A 24,801-nucleotide genomic window follows, 5' to 3' on the forward strand; every position below is an offset into this window, starting at 1 on the left:
GGCTTTATTTGACAGTTAAACCTTGCACAAATGTCACCCATTTAAATTCTTTTACTTCTGCTGGACATTTGTTACTCACAGCTAGAGTTATAGGACCGCCCAGACTAGCTGGAATTGGTTGTTTTTCCTGACCCCATCTAGTAGCTAGAATAACATTGCATTTCTGTATGATATCAAAGGGTAAACTTTGTTCTGCTGAATGTTTTTGGTAAATTTCTGGTTTACCACTCACAAACACACTTTGCTTAGGTTTGAGGGTAATACCTGCTAGAGAAAGCACATCCTGTATCCTCACACCATGTAGTTCTACTTGGTCACTAGGCCATTTCACTCCATAGGCAACTTTTTCTTTGATGGTTACTTGTGGTAGTTGGTCTAAGTTAGCTAGTTGCAGGTCACTTGTACCTATACTTACTTTGGCTTTCTCTGTGCCAAATATAACGTGTGTGACATAAAATGCCCACATTTCATCATCATATTTTTTTTGAATTTCTGGATGCTGACTATAGGGAAAGATTAAATAAATTGGACCTCCTTCACTACGTGGAATTGGTTGACCATCCTTAGCAATTGCTAAAATAATGGGGTAATTCAATAGGTCTTCTATTTTTATAGTTACTTGGTAAGCGTCATAACAGACAAAAGTGACTTCTTTTACCTCTTGATTAACTGCAAATTCTTGGATTAATGATTTTACTGAAATACCCGTAAATGTAAATACTTTATTAGGATTAACAATGTTATTAGCGTCAACGGTATTAATATTGACGGTGGCTAAATCTTGTAACTGTGACCAGTTTAATGTTTCTGTTTTCCCTGTCAATGTCTGACCTTGTATAACTAACTTCCACTCACTTTGTTGAATGTTTTTAGCTTTTTTTGCCAAAATTTCAGCGTTGCGATCGCTTGCTTCTTTAAGCCATACTTCCAGTTGTTGATCTGTTGGCTTATTTGTGCAACCTACTAAGCAGACGATAGCTATCTTTAATGATACTAAAGCCAAGTTTTTCCAGGTATTCACAGCAACTACATTAAAAATATTTGTTGAAAAGGTTTACAAGTTGAAATTTGCTGTTTTATGGACAGCACCGTATCACAGTTTTACACCATATAGGTGACAGTTACTAAGTGACAGTTGAAATTACCAATAACTACTACAAAAAACTTATGGTATTACAAGTAGAAAACGATACTTACGAAGCTAAAACCCAAGAAATAGCTAAACAGGTTTTAGCTGCTACTCAGGAAAATCGCTCTTTTTTAGGTTCTTTGCGTGATCAAATGCGCTGGGATGATAAGTTACTAGCCTGGGCTATGAGTAATCCTGGACTCAGGGTACAATTGTTTCGTTTTATTGACACTTTACCCTCTTTACATAGTAAATCAGAAATTGCCTCCCATTTACAAGAATATTTAGGAGATGAGTCTGTAGAATTACCCACAGCTTTGAAGGGAATGCTGAATTTTACTAACCCTAGTTCTATGCCGGGTCAGGTAGCAGCCAGCACTGTGGGAACTGCTGTAGAAACTTTAGCACATAAGTATATTTCTGGAGAAACTATTCAGCAAGTGATCAAAACCGTTGAAAAGCTACGTAAGGAAAAGATGGCTTTCACTATTGACTTACTTGGTGAAGCGGTAATTACGGAAACGGAAGCTCAATCTTATTTAGAAAAATACTTAGAGTTAATGCAGCAGTTGGTAGAAGCATCAAAAAAATGGGTGCCTATCCCCGCTATTGACGAAGCTGATGGGGAAATGCTGCCTAAAGTTCAGGTTTCTGTGAAGTTAACTGCGTTCTATTCCCAGTTTGATCCGTTAAATGCTGATGGTAGCGAACAGAAAGTTAGCGATCGCATTAAAATTCTACTCCGTCGCGCTCAGGAATTGGGTGCAGCAGTCCATTTTGATATGGAACAATACGCTTTTAAAGATATTACTTTAAATATTCTCAAAAAGCTGTTAATGGAAGAGGAATTCCGTCAACGTACCGATATCGGGATCACCATCCAAGCATATCTGCGTGACAGTGAAGAAGATGTCAGAAATATCATTGCTTGGTTAAAACAGCGCGGTTATCCTCTGACTGTGCGTTTGGTTAAAGGTGCTTACTGGGATCAGGAAACGATCAAATCAGAACAAAAACACTGGAAACAGCCAGTTTATAACGATAAAGTCGCCACAGATGCCAATTTTGAGGTGATAACTCAGCTGTTGTTGGAAAATCACGAGTATGTTTATTCTGCCATCGGTAGTCATAATGTCAGATCCCAATCTCGGGCGATCGCTATTGCAGAAAGTCTCAATGTCCCCCGTCGTCGCTTTGAAATGCAAGTTCTCTATGGCATGGGTGATAAAATTGCTAAGGCTTTGGTAGACAAGGGTTATCGGGTTCGGGTTTATTGTCCCTATGGTGATTTGTTACCGGGAATGGCTTATTTAATTCGCAGGTTGTTGGAAAATACGGCGAATAGTTCTTTTTTACGGCAAAATCTGGAAAATAAGCCTGTTGATGAGTTGTTAGCTCCTCCTCAGATCGATTTATCTCACGCAGAGACGCAGAGACGCGGAGAGGAGAAGAAGAGGTTTGTTGGTGTTGCAGATACTGATTATGCTGAGGAGGAGAAAAGACGGGTTTCTCACCAAGCTTTCCAAAAGGTGCGTCAGCAGTTGGGGATGACTTATTTACCTTTGTTGAATGGTGAATATGTTGATACTACCAGTTTTGTGGATTCGGTAAATCCTTCTAATTCTAGTGAGGTGTTGGGTAAGGTTGGGCTTTTGAGTGTTGAACAGGCTGAGGAAGCAATGAAGTTTGCTAAAGCTGCTTTCCCTGGTTGGAAGCAAACACCTGTGAAGCAACGTGCTGATATCTTGCGGAAAGCTGCTGGGTTGATGGAGGAAAGACGCGCTGAACTTTCGGCTTGGGTCGTTTTAGAAGTGGGTAAACCTGTTAAGGAAGCTGATGCGGAAGTTTCGGAAGCTATAGATTTTTGTCTTTATTATGCTGAGGAGATGGAACGGTTAGAAAAGGGTGTAAATTATGATGTAGCTGGGGAAAATAATCGTTATATTTACCAACCTAAAGGTATTGCGGTGGTGATTTCTCCTTGGAATTTCCCTCTGGCGATCGCCTGTGGAATGACTGTTGCTGCTTTGGTTTCCGGGAATTGTACTCTACTGAAACCAGCGGAAACTTCTTCTATCATCACTGCCAAGTTGACGGAAATATTAATTACTGCCGGGATACCTAAAGGTGTGTTTCAATATGTCCCCGGTAAGGGTTCTCAAGTCGGTGCTTATTTGGTCAATCATCCTGATACTCATGTAATAGCTTTTACTGGATCTCAGGAAGTTGGATGTAGAATTTACGCAGAAGCCGCAATTTTAAAACCTGGTCAAAAACACATGAAAAAAGTAATTGCGGAGATGGGTGGCAAAAATGCCATCATCATTGATGAAAGTGCTGATTTAGACCAGGCTGTTGTGGGAGTTGTACAGTCTGCTTTTGGTTATAGTGGTCAAAAATGTTCCGCTTGTTCACGGGTCATAGTTCTCAATCCTATCTATGATACGGTTGTAGAAAGGTTAGTAGCAGCAACCAAGTCATTAAATATTGGTGCAGCGGAGTTACCTAGTACCCAAGTTGGTCCAGTTATTGATGAAAATGCGCGGGATCGGATTTTAGAATACATTGAAATCGGCAAAAAAGAAGCGAAGTTAGCTTTGGAATTACCTGCACCCAGTCAAGGTTATTTTATCGGACCAGTGATTTTTTCTGAAGTTCCCCCTGATGGAGTCATTGCACAGCAAGAAATCTTTGGGCCAGTTTTATCAGTAATTAAAGCCAAGAATTTTCAGGAAGCATTAGAAATTGCCAACTCTACAAATTACGCTTTAACCGGTGGTTTATATTCCCGCACACCATCCCACATTGAACAAGCACAAACGGATTTTGAAGTCGGTAATTTATACATTAACCGCAATAGTACCGGGGCAATTGTGGGCCGTCAACCATTTGGTGGTTTTAAACTTTCTGGTGTTGGTTCAAAAGCCGGTGGACCAGATTATTTATTGCAATTCCTGGAACCAAGAACAATCACAGAAAATATTCAACGTCAGGGTTTTGCACCCATTGAAGGTAATGAATAATTGAATCATAGATTCCTGACTTCGATGATTACTTCATTACTTGAAGTCTTGAGAAATACCTGTATTGAATTAAATCATCCCATGATTCAGCAACGCTGGCGAAAGTTTTTCAATTACCCACTCACTACCAATTACCTATTCCCTGTCATCTAAATTACGAAACCAACACCATTGACAGTAACCAACATCACAACAGTACATGGAAACTATAGATTACCTTGATAGAGTCAGACCGCAAACTTTTTCAACAGAAACACCCCATACTAGATATAATTTCCTATAAGTTGAAAAAACTCTTTCATATTTAGCGTAGACATTACGCCTGTCTAAAACTGATAGCTGATAAACACATTAGGAGGATTACTTATGGCGCTTGTACCCATGCGGCTGCTTTTAGATCACGCTGCTGAAAACGGTTACGGCATCCCAGCTTTTAACGTCAATAACTTAGAGCAGATTCAAGCAATTATGAAAGCGGCGGCTGAGACAGATAGCCCCGTAATCTTACAAGCTTCTCGCGGCGCTCGTAACTATGCAGGGGAAAACTTCTTGCGCCACCTGATTTTGGCTGCGGTAGAAACCTATCCTCAGATTCCCATTGTCATGCACCAAGATCATGGTAATGCTCCTTCTACCTGCTATTCAGCAATTAAGAACAACTTCACCAGTGTGATGATGGATGGTTCTTTAGAAGCTGATGCTAAAACACCTGCCAGCTTTGAGTACAACGTAAATGTTACCCGCGAAGTTGTGAATGTTGCTCACTCCTTGGGTGTGAGTGTTGAAGGTGAACTAGGTTGTTTAGGTTCTCTAGAAACCGGTGCTGGTGAAGCTGAAGATGGTCACGGTTTTGAAGGTACATTAGACCATTCTCAATTGTTAACCGACCCCGATGAAGCTGTTAACTTCGTAGAAGCAACTCAAGTGGATGCTTTAGCTGTTGCTATTGGTACTAGCCACGGTGCTTATAAATTTACCCGTAAACCAACCGGTGAAATTTTGGCTATTAGCCGCATTGAAGAAATTCACCGCCGCTTACCTAACACCCACTTGGTAATGCACGGTTCTTCTTCTGTACCTGAAGATTTGATTGCACTGATTAACCAATATGGTGGTGCTATTCCTGAAACCTACGGTGTACCTGTAGAAGAAATCCAAAAAGGTATTAAGAGTGGTGTTCGTAAGGTAAACATTGACACCGACAACCGTTTGGCTATTACTGCGGCTGTACGTGAAGCTTTGGCTGCTAATCCTAAAGAATTTGATCCTCGTCACTTCCTCAAACCTTCTATTAAATATATGCAGAAAGTTTGTGCTGACCGTTATGAACAGTTCGGTACTGCTGGTAACGCAAGCAAGATTAAGCAAGTTTCTTTAGAAGATTTTGCTGCTAAGTATGCTAAGGGCGAATTAGTCATGAAAGGTGTTGCTAAAGTTTAATTTCTATTAGCAATAAATCGGTTATAGCGAGGCTATATCCAAATATTTATTAACCGGGGGCTTTTAAGTTTCCCGGTTTTTTATTGTTTGATAGAAATAGTTGAATAGTTGGCTTTCGTGGAAGTTAGGTTGTGAGTTGATACTTTTTAGGATATTTTATCGCTTTACCTGACTTCTTACCTGAATCCTTATGATTGATAAATTTCTGATATTTTGATTATTTTATAATACCTAATCGAAATTCCCGCAGTGCTTGAGCATGGTTTTCTATATAAATACAGCCCATCAATAAATCTATATCTAAATTTGGTAAAAGTTGGGATTTAGAAACCCTTTCATATTCCTGATTTCCTAAACTATAAAGTAACAATTCATCATTTACCCAAAACCAAACTTCAGGAATATTTAGGCGTTTGTATGCTTCCAGTTTGTCAATTCCTCCACTGCTGACAACAACTTCAATTACTAAATCAGGATGTTTCCTATTTGCTCCTAATTCATAGGATTCATCAGCTTCCCTTTTGACTTTTTCCAATTCACTTTCTAGCGTAACAGAACCTGTGGGAGTAAAATCTAAACCCAAAAATTCTAAATAAATTTCTAGTAAAGCAGCAATACGTTTTTTGATTGTTTCATGTTTTTTCCCTGGCATTTTTCTAATCTCTAATACACCATCTAAAAAAGACAACCTCACACCTGGGCGGTCAATTAGTTGTTCAACAGCTTTAAATTCTCTCCAGGTGAGGTCGCTAATTAAAATGGGTTCTATTTCTCGTTCAATGAGTGTAATTGTCATCAGCTAAACCCAAATTTAGTTATTGAATTAATTATAACAAGACATAGATCCCCGATATCTTAGAGAAATCGGGTATCTGACTACCTAAAACACGCGATGTTGTAAAGATGGCATTTGTCGGCGTACCTGTTCTAACCTGGTGGGTTTAATTTCCGCGATCGCCACTCCTGGTTTATCCCCCGCATCTGCTAAAATAGTCCCCCAAGGGTCAATAATCATGGCGTGTCCGTGGGTTTGACGACGATTATAATTAGTCCCAGTCTGAGCAGGTGCAATTACATAACAAGTATTTTCTATCGCTCTAGCTTGTAGTAATACTTGCCAATGGTCTTTTCCAGTAAAAGCAGTAAAAGCAGCAGGAACAAAAATCACATCAGTTCCCTGCTGTGCTAAATGACGATACAGTTCCGGGAAGCGGACATCATAACAAATCGAAAGTCCAATATTACCCAAAGTTTCCGAACCATAAACCGGGGGTAACTCCTGGCCAGCCATGACGGTGCTAGACTCTTGATAAGTATTACCATCAGGGACATTAACATCAAATAAATGCACTTTCTGATAGCGACTTAATTCTTGACCATTAGCATCAATCAATAAAGCGGTATTATGAACTTTACCCGTACCATTAACAGGAATAGGAAAGCCGCCGCCAAGAATAGTCACTTGAAAGCGCTGTGCCATTTTGATCAGAAATTTTTCTGTTTCCTGATAAATAAGATCTCCCTGGGCCAGTTTATCTTTTTCCTCTCCCATAAAAGAGAAATTTTCTGGTAAACCCACCAACTCTGCACCTTGGCGTACAGCCAAATCAATTAATTCTTCTGCCTGATTCAAGTTTTTTTGTAAATCAGGCACACTGGTCATTTGAATAGCGCCGGCTAAATAAGACTTCATAGATTCAATAACAAACAGTGAATGACAGGATAGATTCTCAAATATATCGTTACTTCCAGATTGGTGGAGGCTAGTCAGAATTGCGTAATTTACGCTTTTCCAGAAAATACTTAACTATCCCTAGGGTCTTATCTTAATATTCCTGTTGAATCTAGGAAACAATTTAGTGCTATTTTTGCTGTTATTCTAGTTTTAACTGTTTCTTTAAGGCCGTTGGTAGATTTTTAGCCGCTTCTAACCCTTCTACATTCTCCCAGTTGGTGTTTTTATCCCAACGCACATAACCAAATACTTCATCCCCTAAGTTTGCACCAATCATGTACGCACCGCTGAGGTTAGCACCTTTTAAATTAGCACCACTCAGGTCTACTCTGCTTAAATCTGCATCTTGAAGGTTAGCATTACTCAAGTCTGCACCTCTGAGATCAGTCCGAATCATGTTTGCACCACTCAAATCAGCACCACGTAAATCTGCTTGAATCAATTTAGCCGCTATCAAGTAAGCATTACTTAGATTACTTTGCCATAAATAGGTACGGCTCAATTCTGCACGACTTAGGTCTGCTTGACTTAAATCTATACCACTGAGATTGGCTTGGAATAGGTAAGTACCTCTGAGATTAGTAGCACTAAAAAAGTTGCCAACTATGCTTTTAAAACTATCTTCCTGCAAACAATTACAGTAATTAATAATTCCCAACAAATTTGAGGTCAACTTATCCCCTTGGGTTTCTCCAGAGGGATAAAAAATTATATATTCTTTCAATACATCATGCTCTTGGGCATATCGCTGTATTTCTAACAGCAAAATCATCACATTTAAACCAGCATAAATATCTACTTGACGCTGACCTAAGTTTTCAATTCTCTGATTTGTGCTGTATTGTTGTAATTGTTGCAGTTTGGTTTGCGCTAAAGTTACTTCCGGTGTGTCAATAAATTTGCCTTGATACCAGTTAGAGTAAAAGTTTTCTAATACCTTAAATAGATTAATCCAATATAAATCTTCCTTCTGTATCAGTAAACCCATCACATATTCAATAATTTCTGGGGTGATTTTCCCAAATCCTAACAAGTCATAGATTTGCCAATTCATTTCTTGAATTTGTGCTTCATTTTCAAGCTTTGACCAATTTTGTAGAGATTTAGCTAGGTTTTCTGCAAACAAAAATTCACTAAAACCTTTATGGAAACATTCTATTTTATTTGCTTGTTTTTTAGCTTGAATAAAGTAGAAATTTTTTAAGGTTTCGGCAATATCTATTTGTTGCTCTTCTAACCTAGATTCAATCATTGCTATAGAAGCAAACACACCACCAGACTGGATCATAGAAAAAGCAGTTTCTGTGAGCAAGTTGTTTAAATCAGATTGATAATTTAGATAATCTTGACTATCTCCATCATTGTTATCTAAACTCAGATGTTGCTTAGAAATTAGCCAATTTATAAATTCTTGCCAGACTATAACCTTAACAGTTTTTTTATTAGCTTGTTCTAAATTATTAAATACTAAAGTAGTATCTCGATACATTAATGATAATAAATGCAGATACAACGGTTCTGCGACAATTTTATTAATAGCAGCCGGACATTTTTTACTAGATAAATATTGTTCAATATCTGTTTTTTGACCTTTGTTTTCTGGTAGTGCTATCCATTTTTTGAACCATTTATCTTGGAGTTGTTGATCTAATGGCAGTATTTCTATCCTTTCTAAATTATCGGGTATACTAGAAATATATTGCCAAGTGTTTATTCTGGTAGTAATTAAAACCCGATGTCCCATTTCATCTTGATTATTACATTTTTCTTGAAATGAAATCACTTGTTTTAGGAATAGTTCCAAATTAACAGTTAAGTCATCTAATCCATCTAAAATAAATAGTAATTTTGTATTTTTATTAGTTAAAAAATTATAATTATTATCAATTAACTTCTCTTTTATTTCTGCTTCTAGAATATCTGCTAAAGAATCACCTAAACTATTAATATCTTTTAAACTAATTAAAATTGGTGTCCAGAGAGGATGTAAATGTTGCCTTACCCAATCAGCAAACATTAGACAAAATAAACTTTTACCGCTACCTGATTCACCTTGAATCAACATCACTCGATCTAATTTATGCTGATTGAAAATAACTCCTTTTACCCAAGCTTCTAAATCAACTACATGAGGGTTCTGATCTAGAGTTTGAGCTTTGAGGGGAATATAAATATCTTTCCAAGAATAGCTTTGATCCAAAAATGTGGCTAAAGGTTGATTTTTTATATAAGTTTGCAAGTATTTATCAATTCCTTGAATTATTTGTTTTTGACCTTCCCAATTTCCACAGGTTTTAGTAATTAAATTTTGAATTTCTTCTCCTAACTCTGTGAAAGCTTTAATAATATGACGATGAGTATTTGCTGCAATCCTTTTTGTCAACAGATTAGCTAAAAACTTAGTGACATTTGGAGATATTAATCTCACTAATAATATTTGATTTAAAATTACTGCTAATTCTGACTCTTGAAAACATAAAATTATATCTTTGGTAGTTGTTTCATCTAATTCAATATCTTGAATAATTGCGATTCTACTATTAAAATCTGGCAATTTTTCTAAGTTTGCATCCCAGTTTATTAATGGATATAAAGACAGAATTTCTTTGATACTTTCTAAATAAGCTGCTTGGCTAATTATTAATACACATTCTTCTAAAGTGGGAATTACTTGAGTTGTTTCCGTATATAATTTCAGGAAATTAACACCAAGTGATATATAAGATAATTCTGGTTCTAGGATTTGTGCTAATGGTAAACACAGCACATCTAATAACGAAGATGAATCTTGTAATAAAGTTTTTACTAATTCCAAATTAAGGGAATTTTCATCAATTTTTGGTGTTGCAGCTAAAATGGCTGTACCCGTTTCTATGCTTTGATTTATATTTATTTCTGCTGAAAAACATTGTTGTAACTGCTGCCAAATTTGTGATAAGGTTCTAGTCATTAGTTTAAAGGGGTTAAATTACTGATTTTTATATCAAATAGAGTAATATTTTTAACATTTAAAATAGGAAAGTGTGTGTGATTTAAAGAAAGTTTACATCATTTGCATTGATGTTAGGGTTTTATATATGACAAGCTAATCCATAAATCACGATTCTAGTACAGTGAAATCAAGGATATTTAATGTGAATTTAATACCAGTATTTGACAGGGTTAATAATTTTGCTGGCGGTTAATCCAAATACCCCTCAATCCTGCTTGACGAGAGGCATGATAGTCCTCTGTAATGCTATCACCGATATGCCATGCTTCCCCTGGTGAACAGTTATGACTTTGCAAAGCAATGTTAAAAATTTCCGGCTCTGGCTTGGCTGTACGTACTTGGGTAGAAATGGTAATAGATTTAAAATACTCCTTGAGTCCTAAACTGTCTAATACTGAGTATAAACGAGAATCAAAGTTAGATAATACACCCAGTTCAACGCCTAAACGTCGCCAATTTACCAAAGCTAGGGGAACATCTGGATAAACAAACCAAGGTTCAGCAGTACCAAAGTGAATGTACAGTTCACTAAAAAAAGCTGAAAAATCAGAAAACTCTTTGATTACACCTGCACTTTCAAAGGTGTTAAGAACTATAATCCGCCACCAGTCAAACTCACGCTGAGGAACATCATGAAGATCAGGATCAAGAAATATGGGTGGGGGTGCTGCTTTAAAGCTTTTAAAAAATTCCTTGTTCAAAATTTCTGGGGAAACTGTCACACCAAAATCTTGGGCTATTTGGCTGTAAACCATGCCCACACTGCCTTTAACACCGAAAAGTGTACCTACTGCATCTAAAAAAATTACTTTTGGTTTTTTCATAATTTCCCACAACTATTTACCCATGAACTAGAATGACATGGCTGAAGTCCAGAAATAAAATTTAGTAACACTTAGTGACAGTAAGGTAACGAATAAAAATGTTTTAATTTCTCTATTTTCTGTCACCGTGGCGTAGCACCTGTCTCCTATTCTACTCAGAAAGGGCGTTAATAATCGGTGTAACTAACCAACTAAAACCGACTTTTAATTGATGTTCTAAGGTTGGTAATCTATATAAATAAGCTAACCGACGGGCAATTTGCGCTAGAGAACCATCTAGCTTGACACCTAAACCTGTGAGGGTAGCATTATCTACTCCCAAGGCCATCATTTCTCCTAATTGTTGATAGCGGAAGGGAAGTAAAGGACGGTTTGTTAAAGATGCCCAGATATTCCAGGCTGTATAATCAGCTTGCTGAAATGCTACTTGGGCGGTTGCGGGTACTTGCTTACCTTCAGCATCATGGGATTCAGCTAAGTCTCCTAACGCGAATATTTGGGGATGTTCTGATACTTGTAATGTGGATGTAGTGATAATTTGTCCCCGTTCATTGTGTTTCAGGGGTAAATTTTTCACCACTGGGGAAACTCTTGTCCCGACTGTCCAAATTACCAAGTCTACAGGAATTTCATCTATTTGATTTTTATACTCTAGGGAGATGGTATGTTCTGCGATTGATACTACTTTGGTTTCTAAATCTATAAATACCCCTCTTTGGTCTAAGGCTTTTTTAGCAGCTTCGCGGTTAAATTCTGGGGAGGTTCTTAAAATTTGATCACCGATTTCAATGAGCCGAAATCTACCTTTTTCGCCGATTCTATCGGCTAGTTTACAAGCTAATTCTACACCGCTGTAACCACCACCAACTATGGCAACACGAATCTTTTCCGGGTTTGATTCTGCTATCACTTGCAAGCGTTCCTCTAAGTGATAAGCATCTGTGATGGTGCGGAATGGGTAAGCGTATTCGGACGCACCGGCAACTAAGTCTAAGGGTGTTTCGCCACCTAATGCTAATACTAATCTGTCGTAGGCGATAGTTTGCCCTTTTTCTAGTTGGACTTGTTGTTTGTCGGTGTCAATTGCGGAAACAGTGTCTTGATGAAAGCGGATGCCTGTACCTTGTAGCAGTTCTTGATATGGTGGGGCTATTTCCCAGGTTTGTAGTTCACCTGTGAGTATTTCGTAAAGTAGGGGAGAGAACAGAAAGCGATCGCTCTGATCTACTAAAATAATCTCTGGTTTGGTTGTATTTTCCCAGGGTAACTGGCTTAAACGTAAGGCGGTGTAGAGTCCACCAAAACCCCCACCTAGTATACAAATTCTTGTAGTTGCTTGAGTCATGATTTTTATAGAAGGCTAAATTTCAACACTTCTGATTTATTTTAAAAGCTAACTTGCTTATTATACCAAACCAAACTGATCTCAGTTCAATGTTACTCTTTCCTGCCATTTATTAACTGTATTGGCACTAATTCCGGGGATAGTTTCTAAATCTTGCAAAGATGTAAATTTCTGCTTTTGACGGGCAACTATCATCTTTTGAGCTAATTTTGCTCCTACTCCTGGTAGACTTTCTAATTCCGCTTGGGTGGCTGTATTCAAATTAATTGGTTTGCCAATTGAATATTGAAAAGATGATGGGGTTTTGATTTGGGGACATTTACTAACTTGGGCATCAATTTTAGCTTTTATTCTTGGTGGTAAACCTGGTTTAATTGTTGTATACAGACGGTTGAATTCTCGTTGAAAATGAGCGGCAATTTGAGGGTTTTCAATAATTAATAAGGTTTCATCATTGCCATGATTTGCTGCTTCTGACCAATTATGTGAACCTGTAATTATTGTTTTGTTATCAATAATTGCAAATTTATGATGTAATAAATCTCCTGGTGATAATGTGGGAACTCCAACGGTAGTAATAGGATTTTGCCAAGGACTATTATCTACTTCATATTTACAATTATCACTTAAAGCTAAACCCATCATATCTAAGGCTTCGCTGTAGGAACGATAAGCAAATTGTGGTTCAATTAAGGCTCTAATTTCTACAGTTTGAGTATGGCGGTTTTTAAGAGTGTTGGCAATTTTTTGATCAGAAAATACAAATAATGCTAAATCTACATTTATTGTCGCTGTATCTAAAGTTTTGGCAATCAGTCCATTACTAGAATTAGTCCAAGGTTGAGTAGGTGAAATGGGAGAAAAATTGATAGTAATTTGATTATTGATTAAGTTGATTTTTTGAGGTTCACGAATTGGTTTATTAAGTCCAAATTTACTATCTGGTTTTCCTCCTGGTCCATCACCCCACATAATATTAAATTCTGCTGTAAATAAATTTGCTAGTTCTGGACTATCAATTTTTAATAGGTTGTTAGCATTACCTAAACTACTAGCATTACTCAAGTCTCCTGATGTGTCACTTAAAGTAAAGTTAGCAGAAGTAACAATTACAAACCGATTATCAACAACCACAAATTTATGGTGCATTAAACCACTGCCAGCCGAACCATCAGCGGTATCATCTAGCCAAGGAATTTGATTATTTTGAATTATTACTAAAGCATCCCGTTGATTGATTTCTTCTGGTGTAATTTGATTGTCTTGGTTGATATCTAGAAATTTCTGGAATTCGTTATATCGGTCTTTTTCTCTTTGGTTGAGGTTTTGAATTTCTGTATTTGTGAAATTACTCCAAGGACGAGAATAGTTGTTTTCTAAAATTAATCTAACTTTAACCCCGGTTTTTTGTTTTTCTGCTAATGCTTGAGCAATTTTTGGTAAACGTAGTTCTTGTACTGCTATATCTATTGTAGATTCAGCTTGGGAAATAACATCAAGAATCTGTTTTTCTAAGTCATCACCTAATCTTTTTTGCTGACGATAGGTTTCTTGATATTCTGAAGATTGGGCATGATTAAAGTAAACTTGAATTAATGGATCTTGGGGTAATGGTGATAAACGCTGATTTAAAGATTGGACTTGTTGACAACCGGAGAGGGTAAAGAAAAATAAAAAGAGATAAGATAAATATCTAAAATGAGGAAAAATAAACACGATAATCTGATACAAATAGATAAAGGATCAGGATCAATATTACTATTTTTTCTAAAATTAGTAGTATTGAATTAGACAAGATTGATAATTACTAATCAAAATTATTCATGTTATGCAGATATATCTAGATTACAGTGCAACTACTCCCACTCGTCCAGAAGCGATCGCCGCGATGCAATCAGTTTTAACTCAACAGTGGGGTAATCCTTCCAGTTTACACGAATGGGGCAACCGTGCAGCTGTAATTTTAGAAACAGCCAGAATACAAGTTGCAAATTTAATCAATGCTGTTCCTGAATCAATTATCTTCACTTCCGGGGGAACAGAAGCTGATAATTTAGCTATTATGGGTGTAGCAAGATGTTATTCTGTACCCCAACATATCATTATTTCTAGTGTGGAACATTCTGCTATTTCCGAACCTGTAAAAATGTTAGAAAACTGGGGTTGGGAAGTTACCCGTTTAGGTGTAAATAATCAAGGTAGAGTTAATCCCGTAGATTTAAAATCAGCTTTGCAAGATAATACAGTTTTGGTATCCATAATTTATGGACAAAGTGAAGTAGGAACTATTCAACCAATAGCAGAATTAGCAAAAATTACCAAAATTCATGGTGCTTTATTCCATACTGATGCTGTGCAAATTGCCGGACGTTTATCAATAGATGTTAATAATTTATCTGTAGATTTATTGAGTTTATCTAGTCATAAATTATATGGTCCTTTGGGTGCAGGTGCTTTATATGTACGTCCAGGTGTGGAATTAATACCTTTGTTGGGTGGTGGTGGCCAGGAACAGAAATTGCGTTCTGGTACACAAGCAACACCAGCTATTGCCGGTTTTGGAGTTGCTGCGGAGTTAGCAGTAAAGGAATTAGAAATAGAAAAAATTAGATTGACCAAAATGCGCGATCGCCTATTTTCTCTGTTAGCAGATGTTCCTGGTTTAGTTCCTACAGGTGATCAAATTCATCGTTTACCCCATCATGTTAGCTTTTGTTTAGAATATGCTGATGGTAAAAAAATCAGTGGTAAAACTTTAGTCAGACAATTGAATTTAGCCGGAATTGGTATTAGTGCAGGTGCAGCTTGCAATAGTGGAAAATTAAACCCTAGTCCAATTTTACTAGCAATGGGATATTCACAAACAGCCGCTTTAGGAGGGATTAGATTAACATTAGGAAAATATATCCAAGCAGCTGATATTGATTGGACTGCAATGGTGATAAAACAAATTTTACAAAGATTAAATACAGAATTATCTAATTTAATCCCCATAGGTAATACCTAATTTAATTGGAAATTTAAACCTATAATAAAACACAATTTGTAATTACAGCACTTCCCGATCAGGTACACCCTTGGCGGGCAAGATGCCCACCCCACAAGATTTTTTGTGATTGGTAGTTTGTACCTCATGGGTCTGAAATCTGCTGTACCTCCCCATTATCTCCCTGTCTGCTTATAACCTCATCTGTGCCAAATGACTACGGGGGTTATAGGTGCGGATAGCCCGGAGTTTTTCATATAATTCTCGTTCTTGGGCGCTGAGGTCTTTGGGGGGTGCGATCGCCACCTTCACCATTTGATCACCACGTCCACCTTTAGTTAAAGGCCAACCTTTACCACGTAAACGTAGAGACTGACCGGAACGAACACCCGCAGGCAGTTTAACATTTACATTTCCGTCAGGAGTAGGTACATCAATAGAAGCTCCCAAAGTCGCCTCATCAGGAGTAATTGACACCTCACAAACGAGATTATCACCTTCAATTTGGAAAAAAGAATGGGCTTGTAATTCTACCTTTAAATATAAATCTCCCCGTTGTTGAGTCATGGGGTTGAATTGACCTTTACCCCTCACTCGTAAACGAGTACCTGTTTTTGCTCCTGCTGGGATGCGAACTTCTATAGTTTCATTACCTAAACTAAACCGTTTTTTCACACCAGCGTAAGCCTCAGCAAAGGTTAAGCTAATGATAGCTTCAGTATCTTGGGCAGCAGCACCACCAGCATCTTGAAACCCAAAATCGTTAAAACCACCAAAACCGCTACCTGGTCTACCTGTAGAAGTGCGATAGGAGTAACTTTGTCTACTGCCACCACCGGCTTTTGCACCACCAAATAATTCGTTCAGGAAGTCGTTAAAACTGCCGTATTGACTAAAGTCAAAACCACCCATATCTACCCCAGCACCACCACCGGGGAAACCTCCTTCACCTACTTGCTTCCAGTATTGACCATATTGATCATATTTTTTACGTTTATCTGGGTCAGAAAGAACTTCGTAAGCTTCGTTAACTTCTTTAAATTTAGCCTCGGCTTGTTTATTACCAGGGTTCACGTCAGGGTGGTATTTACGGGCTAATTTACGAAAAGCCTGTTTAATTTCCTCTGGACTGGCAGTTTTACTGATTCCTAAAATTGAGTAATAGTCCTTAAAGTCGGTTGCAGCCATCTACCAGCCTCCTGTAAAAATTTAGGTTAAGTTTTTGTCTAAGATATGATATTCACTGTTTGCCAGGTATAATGCCAGCCAACAGGATGATGATCTTAAATTAGCAAAGAATATCAAAAATCAAGTGTGGTTGTTGCTCATCGTGCCAGGGCAATTACCGTACTTATAGCAGGTGACAGGGAACAGGTGAGAGGTGACAGTGCTATCAGCCTTACATTACATTGTCTAAGTTTTGGGTTTAGTTGATGTCCTAACAGCCTTGTCCGTTGATATATTATGGGCATTGATCATTAGTCATTAGTGCAGAAGTTATTAATTTTGACTTTTGATTTGATATCACCCCATCACCCCAATAAATAATCTCATCTATTCCATCATTTAAGCTGGGAGGAGCATCCCTAAGTTGGCGGTGCATTCGCAAAATTACCTCTTCAGGGACTTGGCGATCGCGGTTTTGGTTACGTTTTAAACATACCCAAACTGGAGTTTTGATCCAGATGCCTGTAATGTGAGTAAAACCAATCTCACGGGCTAATTCTATAATTTCCCGGCGATTTTTTCTTTGGGCATTGGTGGCATCAAAAATGGTGGATATGTTGGCGGTTGTAGCTTGTCGAAATTGTCTTTCTATTTCTTGCCAAATTAATAACCAAGATCCTTGGATGGCTTCTGCACCAAACAGTTGCCCCCGGATAGCATCTGTAGAAATCAGTTGCATCTGGGGGCTTTCTGCGATTAATTTTTTTGCCAAAGTTGATTTACCGCTACCAGGAAGACCAATCAGCAAAATAAGTTTAGTCATTGGGAAGGTGACAGGTGACAGGTGACAGGTGACAGAAATCCATTAAAACTTAAAACTTAAAGATTAAAAAACTTTTACCCCTGAACCATTACCCATTACCTATTACTCATTACCTATCACTAAATAACTGTGCCATCAGGAATAACGGCATTTTTGAGAACAACTACAATGCCACTGCGAATGTAGAAACCTTGTTTTTCCCGTTCGGCTTCTTGGACATTATCTTTATTGATAATTTTTACATCGCGGCCGATGTGGGCATTTTTATCAATAATGGCACGACGAATAATACTGTCTTGTCCAATACCTATAGGGATGTCACCTTGTTCTAGTGTAGATTGGCGTTCTACGGAGGGTTGGTAAAAGTCTGAACCCATGATTAAGGATTCTTCAATCACAGCACCTGACTCAATCCGAGTGCGCACACCTAAAACTGAATGTTGAATGCGGCAGTTTTTCAAAATACAACCTTCACCAATCATTGATTCTGTGATTTCGCAATTCAATAATTTAGAAGGTGGTAAATAACGGGCGCGGGTGTAAATTGGTGCTTTTTCATCGTAGAAGCTAAAAGGTGGCATTGGTTGCCGTGTTAAGGCTAAGTTGGCATTGTAGAAAGCCTCAATAGTCCCGATATCTTCCCAGTAATCATCAAACAAGTATGCTTGAACGTTGTGATCTTTGGCGGCATCAGGAATAATTTCTTTACCGAAATCTGTTTTTTCTAAAGATTCTTTCAGTAATTTGATTAACACATCTTTTTTGAAGACATAAATCCCCATTGAGGCGATATATGGCTGTAAAGCAGCTTGCTCTTTTGTCAACCCTAATATGGTAGTATCAACCTGCATTTGTTTGAGCGCGTCACCTTTGGGTTTTTCGCTAAAGTCAATCACCCTACCGGAGTTGTCAATTTTCATCAAACCGAAATCGGAAGCGCGACGATCATCAATAGGAATTACAGAGAGTGTGATATCAGCGTTGGTTTCTCTATGACGTTGGATAAATTGGCGATAGTCCATCCGATATAAATGATCACCGGAAAGGATGAGAAACTCATCTACATCCCAATCCTGTAACATCCATATATACTGTCGTACAGCATCAGCAGTACCTTGAAACCAGTTGGGATTCTCTGGGGTTTGTTGTGCTGCTAAGACTTCTACAAACCCATCACTAAAGCCACCAAAGTTGTAAGCGCGGGCAATATGGCGATTTAAAGATGCTGAGTTAAATTGTGTGAGAACGTAGATTTTATAGATTTCTGAATTAATGCAGTTGCTGACTGGAATATCTATTAACCGATATTTCCCAGCTACGGGTACTGCGGGTTTTGCACGGAGTTTAGTTAGCGGATATAGTCGTGTACCCGCACCCCCACCAAGAATGATTGCTAAAACTTTTTTCACAAAATTTCTCCAGACTGCCTTTCAACTCTCACCTACAGTTTAGGACGATGAGTGGCAACTGATAAGGGGGGATCAAAGAATCTTGGGGAAGATTTTTTGAGATTGGGGGTTTGAGCGGGAAAATATAGAACTAATGTATTAGTAAGGGATGAGGGAAATATGGGGTGCGTTTCCCCTAATGTACAACTAGGCTGATTATTTTCAGTGAAGCGACAGTAAAACAAAATTAACGACTAAATATTTTCCTGTAGGATTAGATTTAGTATGATTGCTAATTGAAAGTAATCAACTCTTGTTAAATTAATTAAGTGTAAAAAGTGTAACTATATGAAATTAGATTTTGTAGAATATTCTGAGGATCAAGGTAAGCCCAGTGAGTGGCGTTTAGATGGTTGTCAATTAGGTAATGTAAACTTAATTGTTGGTAAAAATGCCTCTGGTAAATCGAGAATACTTAAAGCTATTAACCTAATATCTAATTTACTCTCAGGTGATGAATTTCTTGAAGCTGACGATCAGTTAAAAGAATGCAAATTAATTTTTGATTCTAATCAGCAAGAACAGAAAAAAGTATATATATTGAAAGTTGAAAATGGTGAGGTAGTCCAAGAAATTTTTACCATTGGTTCTAAGACTTACCTGGATAGAAAAGAATCGGGAGAGGGTAAAGTTTGGGCTGAAAAGTTAGGTCAAGACATTGATTTTCAAACCCCACCAAATGGATTAGCAATTTTCAAACGTAGAGATTCTATTCAACATCCTCAATTTGAAGAACTTTATAATTGGGCAAATTCATTGAGATATTATAAATTTGGTACAGAATTAGGAAAAAGATGTCTTGGTTCAACTAAGGTGAAAACAAAAAATATAGATTTAAAAGATACAGATAGAGTAGTTGATATATTCATTGCAGGAGAAAAAGAATTTGGAGAAAATTTTATTCAAGCTATTACATCAGATATGTTGTCAATAGGGTACAACATATTTCAAATAGAAACTAAAACACCATCATTATTTTCCATATCGAACGAACAGTATGATCTGCCTATCAAACTACAATGTATTTATGTTCAAGAAAGCGATTTAAAAGCTAAAACCGAACAAGGATTAATATCCCAAGGTATGTTTAGAGTATTATCTCTAATAATTCAATTAAACTACGCACTTTTAGCTAAAAAACCAAGTTGTATTTTAATAGATGATATTGGGGAAGGACTCGATTTTGAAAGGTCATCAGCGATGATTAAGTTACTTATTAATAAAGCTGAAGCTGAAAATGGATTAGTTCAGCTAATAATGACAACAAATGACCGATTTATTATGAACGGTATTCCCTTGGAATATTGGTCAGTAATTGAAAGGAAAGCAGGATTAGCTAAACTGCACAATATACATAATTCAAAAGAAATATTTGATGACTTTAAATTTACGGGTTTAAACAACTTTGACTTTTTTGCGACTCAATTCTATCTAGAAGGATTCGGTGATGAGGAGAATATAGAACAGTGAAAAAATTAGCTATTTTTGTGGAGGGGAAAACAGAACAAATTTTTGTCAAAAAGTTATTAACAGAAATTGCAGGTAAATTAAAGATTTCTATAGAGATTAAATCGAGGGAAAAAAGCAAATATGCTCAAGTAATAATGAAAGATATTGTTACGTCAGAAACAAAATTCTATGTTTTAATTTATAACTCCTGTAATGATGAAACTGTTGTTTCAGATATGAGAGAACAATATCAATCTTTATCTGTAGATGGCTATGAGAGAATAATAGGATTAAGAGATGTTTATCCGATTGCTATATCTGAAAAATCGAGATTGCAAAGAAGTTTAAATTATTCTTTACCAAAAGGAGTAATTCCTATAAATATAGTGCTTGCTGTGATGGAAGTAGAAGCATGGTTTTTAGCAGAATATAATCATTTTCTTAAATTGGATAGCAGTTTAACACTAGATAAAATTCAAGACCTTTTGGGATTTAATCCGCAAACTGATGATATGGAAGCACGACCTAAACCTTCAGATGATATAAGAAATATTTATAATCATCTAGGAAAAGGTTATAATAAGAGCGAAAAACAACTAAATAGACTAGCGGCCAATTTAGATTATGAATTTATATATATAAAACTTGTAAATACTATTCCTAGTCTTGGAGAGTTTATTGGATATATTGACAAATTCATGTTTTCTTAGTAATTATGCAAATTCACACACCAGATTGGGTTAAACACGCGGTTTTTTATCAAATCTTCCCTGATAGATTCGCCAAAAGCACAAAATCTCACAAACGATTATTAAATAATCCTAAATGGGAAGATTGGGATGCAAAACCCACACTCCAAGGTTACAAAGGTGGTGATTTATGGGGAATTGTCGAACAATTAGATTATATTCAAAGTTTAGGAATTAACGCAATTTACTTTACTCCCATTTTTCAATCTGCTAGTAATCACCGCTATCACACCCATGATTACTATCAAATTGATCCTTTATTGGGTGGTAATCACGCTTTTCAAGATTTGCTAGATGAAGCACATGAACGTAATATTAAAATCGTTCTGGATGGAGTTTTTAATCATGCAAGTCGGGGTATATTTTTCTTCCATGACATATTAGAAAATGGACCCCATTCACCTTGGGTAGATTGGTTTAAAATCCAAGGTTGGCCACTTGCACCATATACAGGTGATGCACCTGCAAATTATGAAAGTTGGGCAGATATTCGTTCTTTACCAACATTTAACCATGATAATCCAGAGGTGCGGGAATATATCATGGAAATTGCCGAATATTGGGTGAGAATTGGGATTGATGGATGGCGTTTAGATGTACCTTTTGAAATTAAAACTCCTGGTTTTTGGCAAGAATTTAGAGAGAGAATTAAAGCAATAAATCCTGATGTTTATATTGTTGGGGAAGTGTGGGGAGATTCCCGTCAGTGGTTGGATGGAACACAGTTTGATGGGGTAATGAACTATTTATTTACAGGACCAACTATTGCTTTTACTGGGGGAGAACGTGTAAATTTAGAACAGGTAAAAGGGCGAGATTATGAAGTTTTTCCACCTTTATCTGCTGCTGATTATGCTAAAAAAATTGAGGATTTGTTAAAGCTTTATCCTTGGGAAATTCAACTTACACAATTGAATTTATTAGCAAGTCATGATACAGCAAGATTAATAACTATTGCAGGTGATGATATTGCAACTGTAGAATTAGCAACTTTACTATTATTTACTTTTCCTGGTGCGCCTAGTGTGTATTATGGTGATGAAGTAGGTTTACCTGGTGGTTTAGATCCTGATTGTCGTCGTGGTTTTCCTTTAGAAGAAAATTGGAATTTAGAACTTCTGAAAATTCATAAACAATTGATTTCTTTGCGTCATAAATATACAGCTTTAAGGGTTGGTAATTATCAATTTCTTCATGTACAAGAAACGGTTTATGTATTTGCCAGAATTTGGAAAAATGAGGAATTAATAATTGCTGTGAATGTTGGTAATGAGTCTGTTACAGGTAATTTTGATGGTGGTAAATTACAAAGTCAACCACAAACTTTGTTATATGGAAAAGGGGAAATAAAATGGAATGCTAAGGATGTAGATTTTAGTATTCCTGCGCGTTGTGGGTGTGTTTTTGGTGAGGATGTTTGGTTAATATTTTTTTAAAAAACCACAGAGACACAGAGGAGGAAGAATAGATTTTAAGATGTCCTACTTCTAAAAGAGGTAGGTTATCTGATTTTATTAAAGATCAAAATGTCGGTGAAAACGGTGATCAATTTTATTGGTTTTGGTTTTGTTGCAAGTTAAACAGAGAGTTTGTAAATTACTAATATCATTTTTTCCACCGCGAGATAAAGGGATAATATGATCAATACTAAGGTTAGTTTCTTGGTTAGTTTTACCGCAGCTTTGACACTGATATTTATCTCTTTGATAAACAAATTTTCTCACTTCTGGGGGGATAGGAATACGTGGGGTTTTGTTCATTTTAACTAACTCAATTCTTGACAAAATTCTTGAAAATCTTGGGTAACTTGTTCTGAATAATTACGTGCATATTCTATAATAGAATTATGCCATTCTGAAGATTGAGCAAAAGCGATTAATTCATCAGCAATTGCAGAACCTTGTCTACCACTACTGCGTAAATGACCCCAAGCTGTAATTTCAGCCATCGTTTGAATTAATGTTTCTAAATGTTCTAAATTTCCATCCCAAGCTTGCAAATGAACTGTATCTTTTTCTGGTTGTAATTCTTTTAAAACATAGGATTTTTCACCATCATTGATAGCTTCTAATAAAGCAGGTGCAATACCCTGAAAGCGGTTTTGAATTGCAACTACCCTCGCAGCAGGTGTTTCCCATTTTGGTTGGGGAACTTTTAAATAAGGTTTGAGTGAATTTGTAGGAGTTTCTTTAAAATCTAATAAATAATTATCATCAGGAGAACCATTACCTGCTATTAAAATGATATAACGTTCTAAACCTAAACTACCATTACCAGCTATACGTTTTTCAATATCTAAGATTTGATAAAATTCAGGGTGCTGATTTGTGGTATGATGCCAATATTGAATTAATGCTTTTACTTTTTCTTGTTCGTCATCGGTAGCTTTATTAACTCGTTGATTATCAACTAATAATCTTCTTTCACCTTTTTTTTCTTTGGTGTATTTATCTAAGAATTTCACACGGTTGCGTTTTTTTAAACTTTTCAATAAATCTCTGACTAAACCTTTAGCGGTTTTCCTTTCTACAGTTCTAGCTTTTCCATCTGCAAGGTTTTTAGTATAGGTTTTTAAATAAATATTACTTAAATGTAGAGATTCTGCATCATTAATACCCACAGCATGAGAACCTACCATAATACTTGTGATAAACCTGACTAAATCATAAGTACAAGGTGCAAGTACAGCTTCATCAAAGTCATTAATATCAAAGTAAACTAAGCGATTATCACCTTTATAAGTACCAAAATTTTCTAAATGTAAATCACCGCATATCCAGGTGAGAGGTGCAGAATTTATAATTGAATCTGGAGGTAAATCTTCATAGAATAGATGACAAGTTCCGCGAAAGAAAGAAAATTGATCATTTGCAAGTTTTTTGTATTTTAACTTTAATAATTCTGGATTTCTTCCGTGGTTGAATTTGTCAATTCGGGTTTTGATGTTGTTCATGGGTGGATGTTGTCTGAATCAGGATATCCAGGATTTGAGGATGTACAGGATGCGCTTAATAATTAATTTAACGAATTAACCCAGCATTTTTAAAAACTTCATCAGGTGTAATTTGCAAACCTGATAATAATTCATTAGTGATAATTTGCTGATTTCTATAAGTAGTTGGGAGAGAAGAAGATGTTAAAACTGTGATAGTTTGTGAAACTGTATCTACTACCCAAACCAAAGTAATTCCAGCTTGTAAATAATAAGTAGCTTTTTCAATCATATCTCCAAAAGTTTGACCAGGAGAAATAATTTCAATTACTAACTCTGGTGTAACTGGACAAGGTTCATCTTTTAACCAGTCCAGAGGAAGACGTTCATAAGAAACATAAGTTAAATCAGGTACAGGTATCCAATCTTGTTGATTTTTGGTTAATTTTACACTCCATTCAATGACAACACGACCTTTTTCTTTTCCCCATGTAGATAATAATATAAATAATGATCCTGTAGTTGAACCGTGAAAAAATTTAGGTGACATTTGCTCATTTTTGTATTTAGGTATAGCTTCACCGTTAACTAATTCATATATGGTATCAGTTTCAGGAAGTGAGAGAAATTCTTCAAGGGTGAGTTTATTTTTAATTTGAATCATTTCTTTGTCTGAATCCGGATTTTCAGGATTATAGGATTTACAGGATGTAATTTAATATTTCAATCTTAACCACAAAAGATAGTGAAAACCAAGAT

The 24,801-nt window shown here is 36.6% G+C and carries 19 protein-coding genes; 6 read left to right on the plus strand and 13 right to left on the minus strand.

Annotation, left to right across the window (positions count from 1 at the left end):
• Positions 1 to 4: 4 nt before the first annotated feature.
• Positions 5 to 1,021, minus strand: a complete 1,017-nt coding sequence (locus tag WJM97_RS17855; RefSeq protein WP_353930127.1) for a molybdopterin-dependent oxidoreductase — start codon at positions 1,019 to 1,021, stop codon at positions 5 to 7.
• 146 nt (positions 1,022 to 1,167) lie between these two features.
• On the opposite strand from WJM97_RS17855, the gene pruA reads away from it, so the two are divergent.
• Positions 1,168 to 4,152 (plus strand): L-glutamate gamma-semialdehyde dehydrogenase, encoded by a 2,985-nt coding sequence (pruA, locus tag WJM97_RS17860; RefSeq protein WP_353930128.1) that lies wholly within the window; start codon positions 1,168 to 1,170, stop codon positions 4,150 to 4,152.
• Between the two features lie 366 nt (positions 4,153 to 4,518).
• The gene (gene fba / locus WJM97_RS17865; RefSeq protein ID WP_353930129.1) at positions 4,519 to 5,592 is read left to right on the plus strand and encodes a class II fructose-bisphosphate aldolase; all 1,074 of its coding nucleotides are present in this window, start codon (positions 4,519 to 4,521) and stop codon (positions 5,590 to 5,592) included.
• 217 nt (positions 5,593 to 5,809) lie between these two features.
• Here fba and WJM97_RS17870 read toward each other — a convergent pair whose 3' ends face one another.
• The 6 genes from WJM97_RS17870 to WJM97_RS17895 form a co-directional block, all read right to left on the minus strand.
• On the minus strand, positions 5,810 to 6,388 hold the full coding sequence (locus WJM97_RS17870) for a Uma2 family endonuclease (protein WP_353930130.1): 579 nt from the start codon (positions 6,386 to 6,388) through the stop codon (positions 5,810 to 5,812).
• 84 nt (positions 6,389 to 6,472) lie between these two features.
• Positions 6,473 to 7,285: a carbon-nitrogen hydrolase family protein gene (locus tag WJM97_RS17875; RefSeq protein ID WP_353930131.1), complete on the minus strand. Its 813-nt coding sequence runs from the start codon at positions 7,283 to 7,285 to the stop codon at positions 6,473 to 6,475.
• A 181-nt stretch (positions 7,286 to 7,466) separates the two neighbouring features.
• Positions 7,467 to 10,277: a pentapeptide repeat-containing protein gene (locus tag WJM97_RS17880; RefSeq protein WP_353930132.1), complete on the minus strand. Its 2,811-nt coding sequence runs from the start codon at positions 10,275 to 10,277 to the stop codon at positions 7,467 to 7,469.
• Between the two features lie 212 nt (positions 10,278 to 10,489).
• Positions 10,490 to 11,143 (minus strand): HAD family hydrolase, encoded by a 654-nt coding sequence (locus WJM97_RS17885; protein ID WP_353930133.1) that lies wholly within the window; start codon positions 11,141 to 11,143, stop codon positions 10,490 to 10,492.
• Positions 11,144 to 11,294: 151 nt separating this feature from the next.
• Positions 11,295 to 12,488 (minus strand): NAD(P)/FAD-dependent oxidoreductase, encoded by a 1,194-nt coding sequence (locus WJM97_RS17890; RefSeq protein WP_353930134.1) that lies wholly within the window; start codon positions 12,486 to 12,488, stop codon positions 11,295 to 11,297.
• Between the two features lie 81 nt (positions 12,489 to 12,569).
• On the minus strand, positions 12,570 to 14,204 hold the full coding sequence (locus WJM97_RS17895) for a phospholipase D-like domain-containing protein (RefSeq protein ID WP_353930135.1): 1,635 nt from the start codon (positions 14,202 to 14,204) through the stop codon (positions 12,570 to 12,572).
• 112 nt (positions 14,205 to 14,316) lie between these two features.
• On the opposite strand from WJM97_RS17895, the gene WJM97_RS17900 reads away from it, so the two are divergent.
• Positions 14,317 to 15,495, plus strand: coding sequence for a cysteine desulfurase family protein (locus WJM97_RS17900; RefSeq protein WP_353930136.1), 1,179 nt, complete (start codon positions 14,317 to 14,319; stop codon positions 15,493 to 15,495).
• 171 nt (positions 15,496 to 15,666) lie between these two features.
• On the opposite strand, the gene WJM97_RS17905 is transcribed toward WJM97_RS17900, so the two are convergent.
• The 3 genes from WJM97_RS17905 to WJM97_RS17915 form a co-directional block, all read right to left on the minus strand.
• Positions 15,667 to 16,662, minus strand: a complete 996-nt coding sequence (locus WJM97_RS17905; protein ID WP_353930137.1) for a J domain-containing protein — start codon at positions 16,660 to 16,662, stop codon at positions 15,667 to 15,669.
• Between the two features lie 274 nt (positions 16,663 to 16,936).
• Complete coding sequence (locus WJM97_RS17910; RefSeq protein WP_353930138.1) at positions 16,937 to 17,464, minus strand: AAA family ATPase; 528 nt, start codon at positions 17,462 to 17,464, stop codon at positions 16,937 to 16,939.
• Between the two features lie 119 nt (positions 17,465 to 17,583).
• Positions 17,584 to 18,873 carry a glucose-1-phosphate adenylyltransferase gene (locus tag WJM97_RS17915; RefSeq protein ID WP_353930139.1) on the minus strand — a complete coding sequence of 430 codons (1,290 nt, stop codon included), beginning with the start codon at positions 18,871 to 18,873 and terminating at the stop codon, positions 17,584 to 17,586.
• Between the two features lie 327 nt (positions 18,874 to 19,200).
• Here WJM97_RS17915 and WJM97_RS17920 point away from each other — a divergent pair, with 327 nt between their 5' ends.
• The 3 genes from WJM97_RS17920 to WJM97_RS17930 are packed head-to-tail and all read left to right on the plus strand — an operon-like array spanning position 19,201 to position 22,546.
• Positions 19,201 to 20,382 carry an ATP-binding protein gene (locus WJM97_RS17920; RefSeq protein ID WP_353930140.1) on the plus strand — a complete coding sequence of 394 codons (1,182 nt, stop codon included), beginning with the start codon at positions 19,201 to 19,203 and terminating at the stop codon, positions 20,380 to 20,382.
• Positions 20,379 to 21,071: a DUF4276 family protein gene (locus WJM97_RS17925; RefSeq protein WP_353930141.1), complete on the plus strand. Its 693-nt coding sequence runs from the start codon at positions 20,379 to 20,381 to the stop codon at positions 21,069 to 21,071. Before WJM97_RS17920 ends, WJM97_RS17925 begins: the two co-directional genes overlap by 4 nt.
• A gap of 5 nt (positions 21,072 to 21,076) precedes the next feature.
• Positions 21,077 to 22,546: a glycoside hydrolase family 13 protein gene (locus WJM97_RS17930; protein ID WP_353930142.1), complete on the plus strand. Its 1,470-nt coding sequence runs from the start codon at positions 21,077 to 21,079 to the stop codon at positions 22,544 to 22,546.
• 78 nt (positions 22,547 to 22,624) lie between these two features.
• On the opposite strand, the gene WJM97_RS17935 is transcribed toward WJM97_RS17930, so the two are convergent.
• From WJM97_RS17935 to WJM97_RS17945, 3 genes are all read right to left on the minus strand, one after another.
• Positions 22,625 to 22,870 carry an HNH endonuclease gene (locus WJM97_RS17935; protein ID WP_353930143.1) on the minus strand — a complete coding sequence of 82 codons (246 nt, stop codon included), beginning with the start codon at positions 22,868 to 22,870 and terminating at the stop codon, positions 22,625 to 22,627.
• A gap of 5 nt (positions 22,871 to 22,875) precedes the next feature.
• On the minus strand, positions 22,876 to 24,063 hold the full coding sequence (locus WJM97_RS17940; RefSeq protein ID WP_353930144.1) for a DUF2252 family protein: 1,188 nt from the start codon (positions 24,061 to 24,063) through the stop codon (positions 22,876 to 22,878).
• A 67-nt stretch (positions 24,064 to 24,130) separates the two neighbouring features.
• On the minus strand, positions 24,131 to 24,706 hold the full coding sequence (locus tag WJM97_RS17945; RefSeq protein ID WP_353930145.1) for a Uma2 family endonuclease: 576 nt from the start codon (positions 24,704 to 24,706) through the stop codon (positions 24,131 to 24,133).
• Positions 24,707 to 24,801 lie beyond the last annotated feature (95 nt).

This window comes from Okeanomitos corallinicola TIOX110, assembly GCF_038050375.1.
In the GTDB taxonomy this organism is placed as follows: domain Bacteria; phylum Cyanobacteriota; class Cyanobacteriia; order Cyanobacteriales; family Nostocaceae; genus Okeanomitos; species Okeanomitos corallinicola.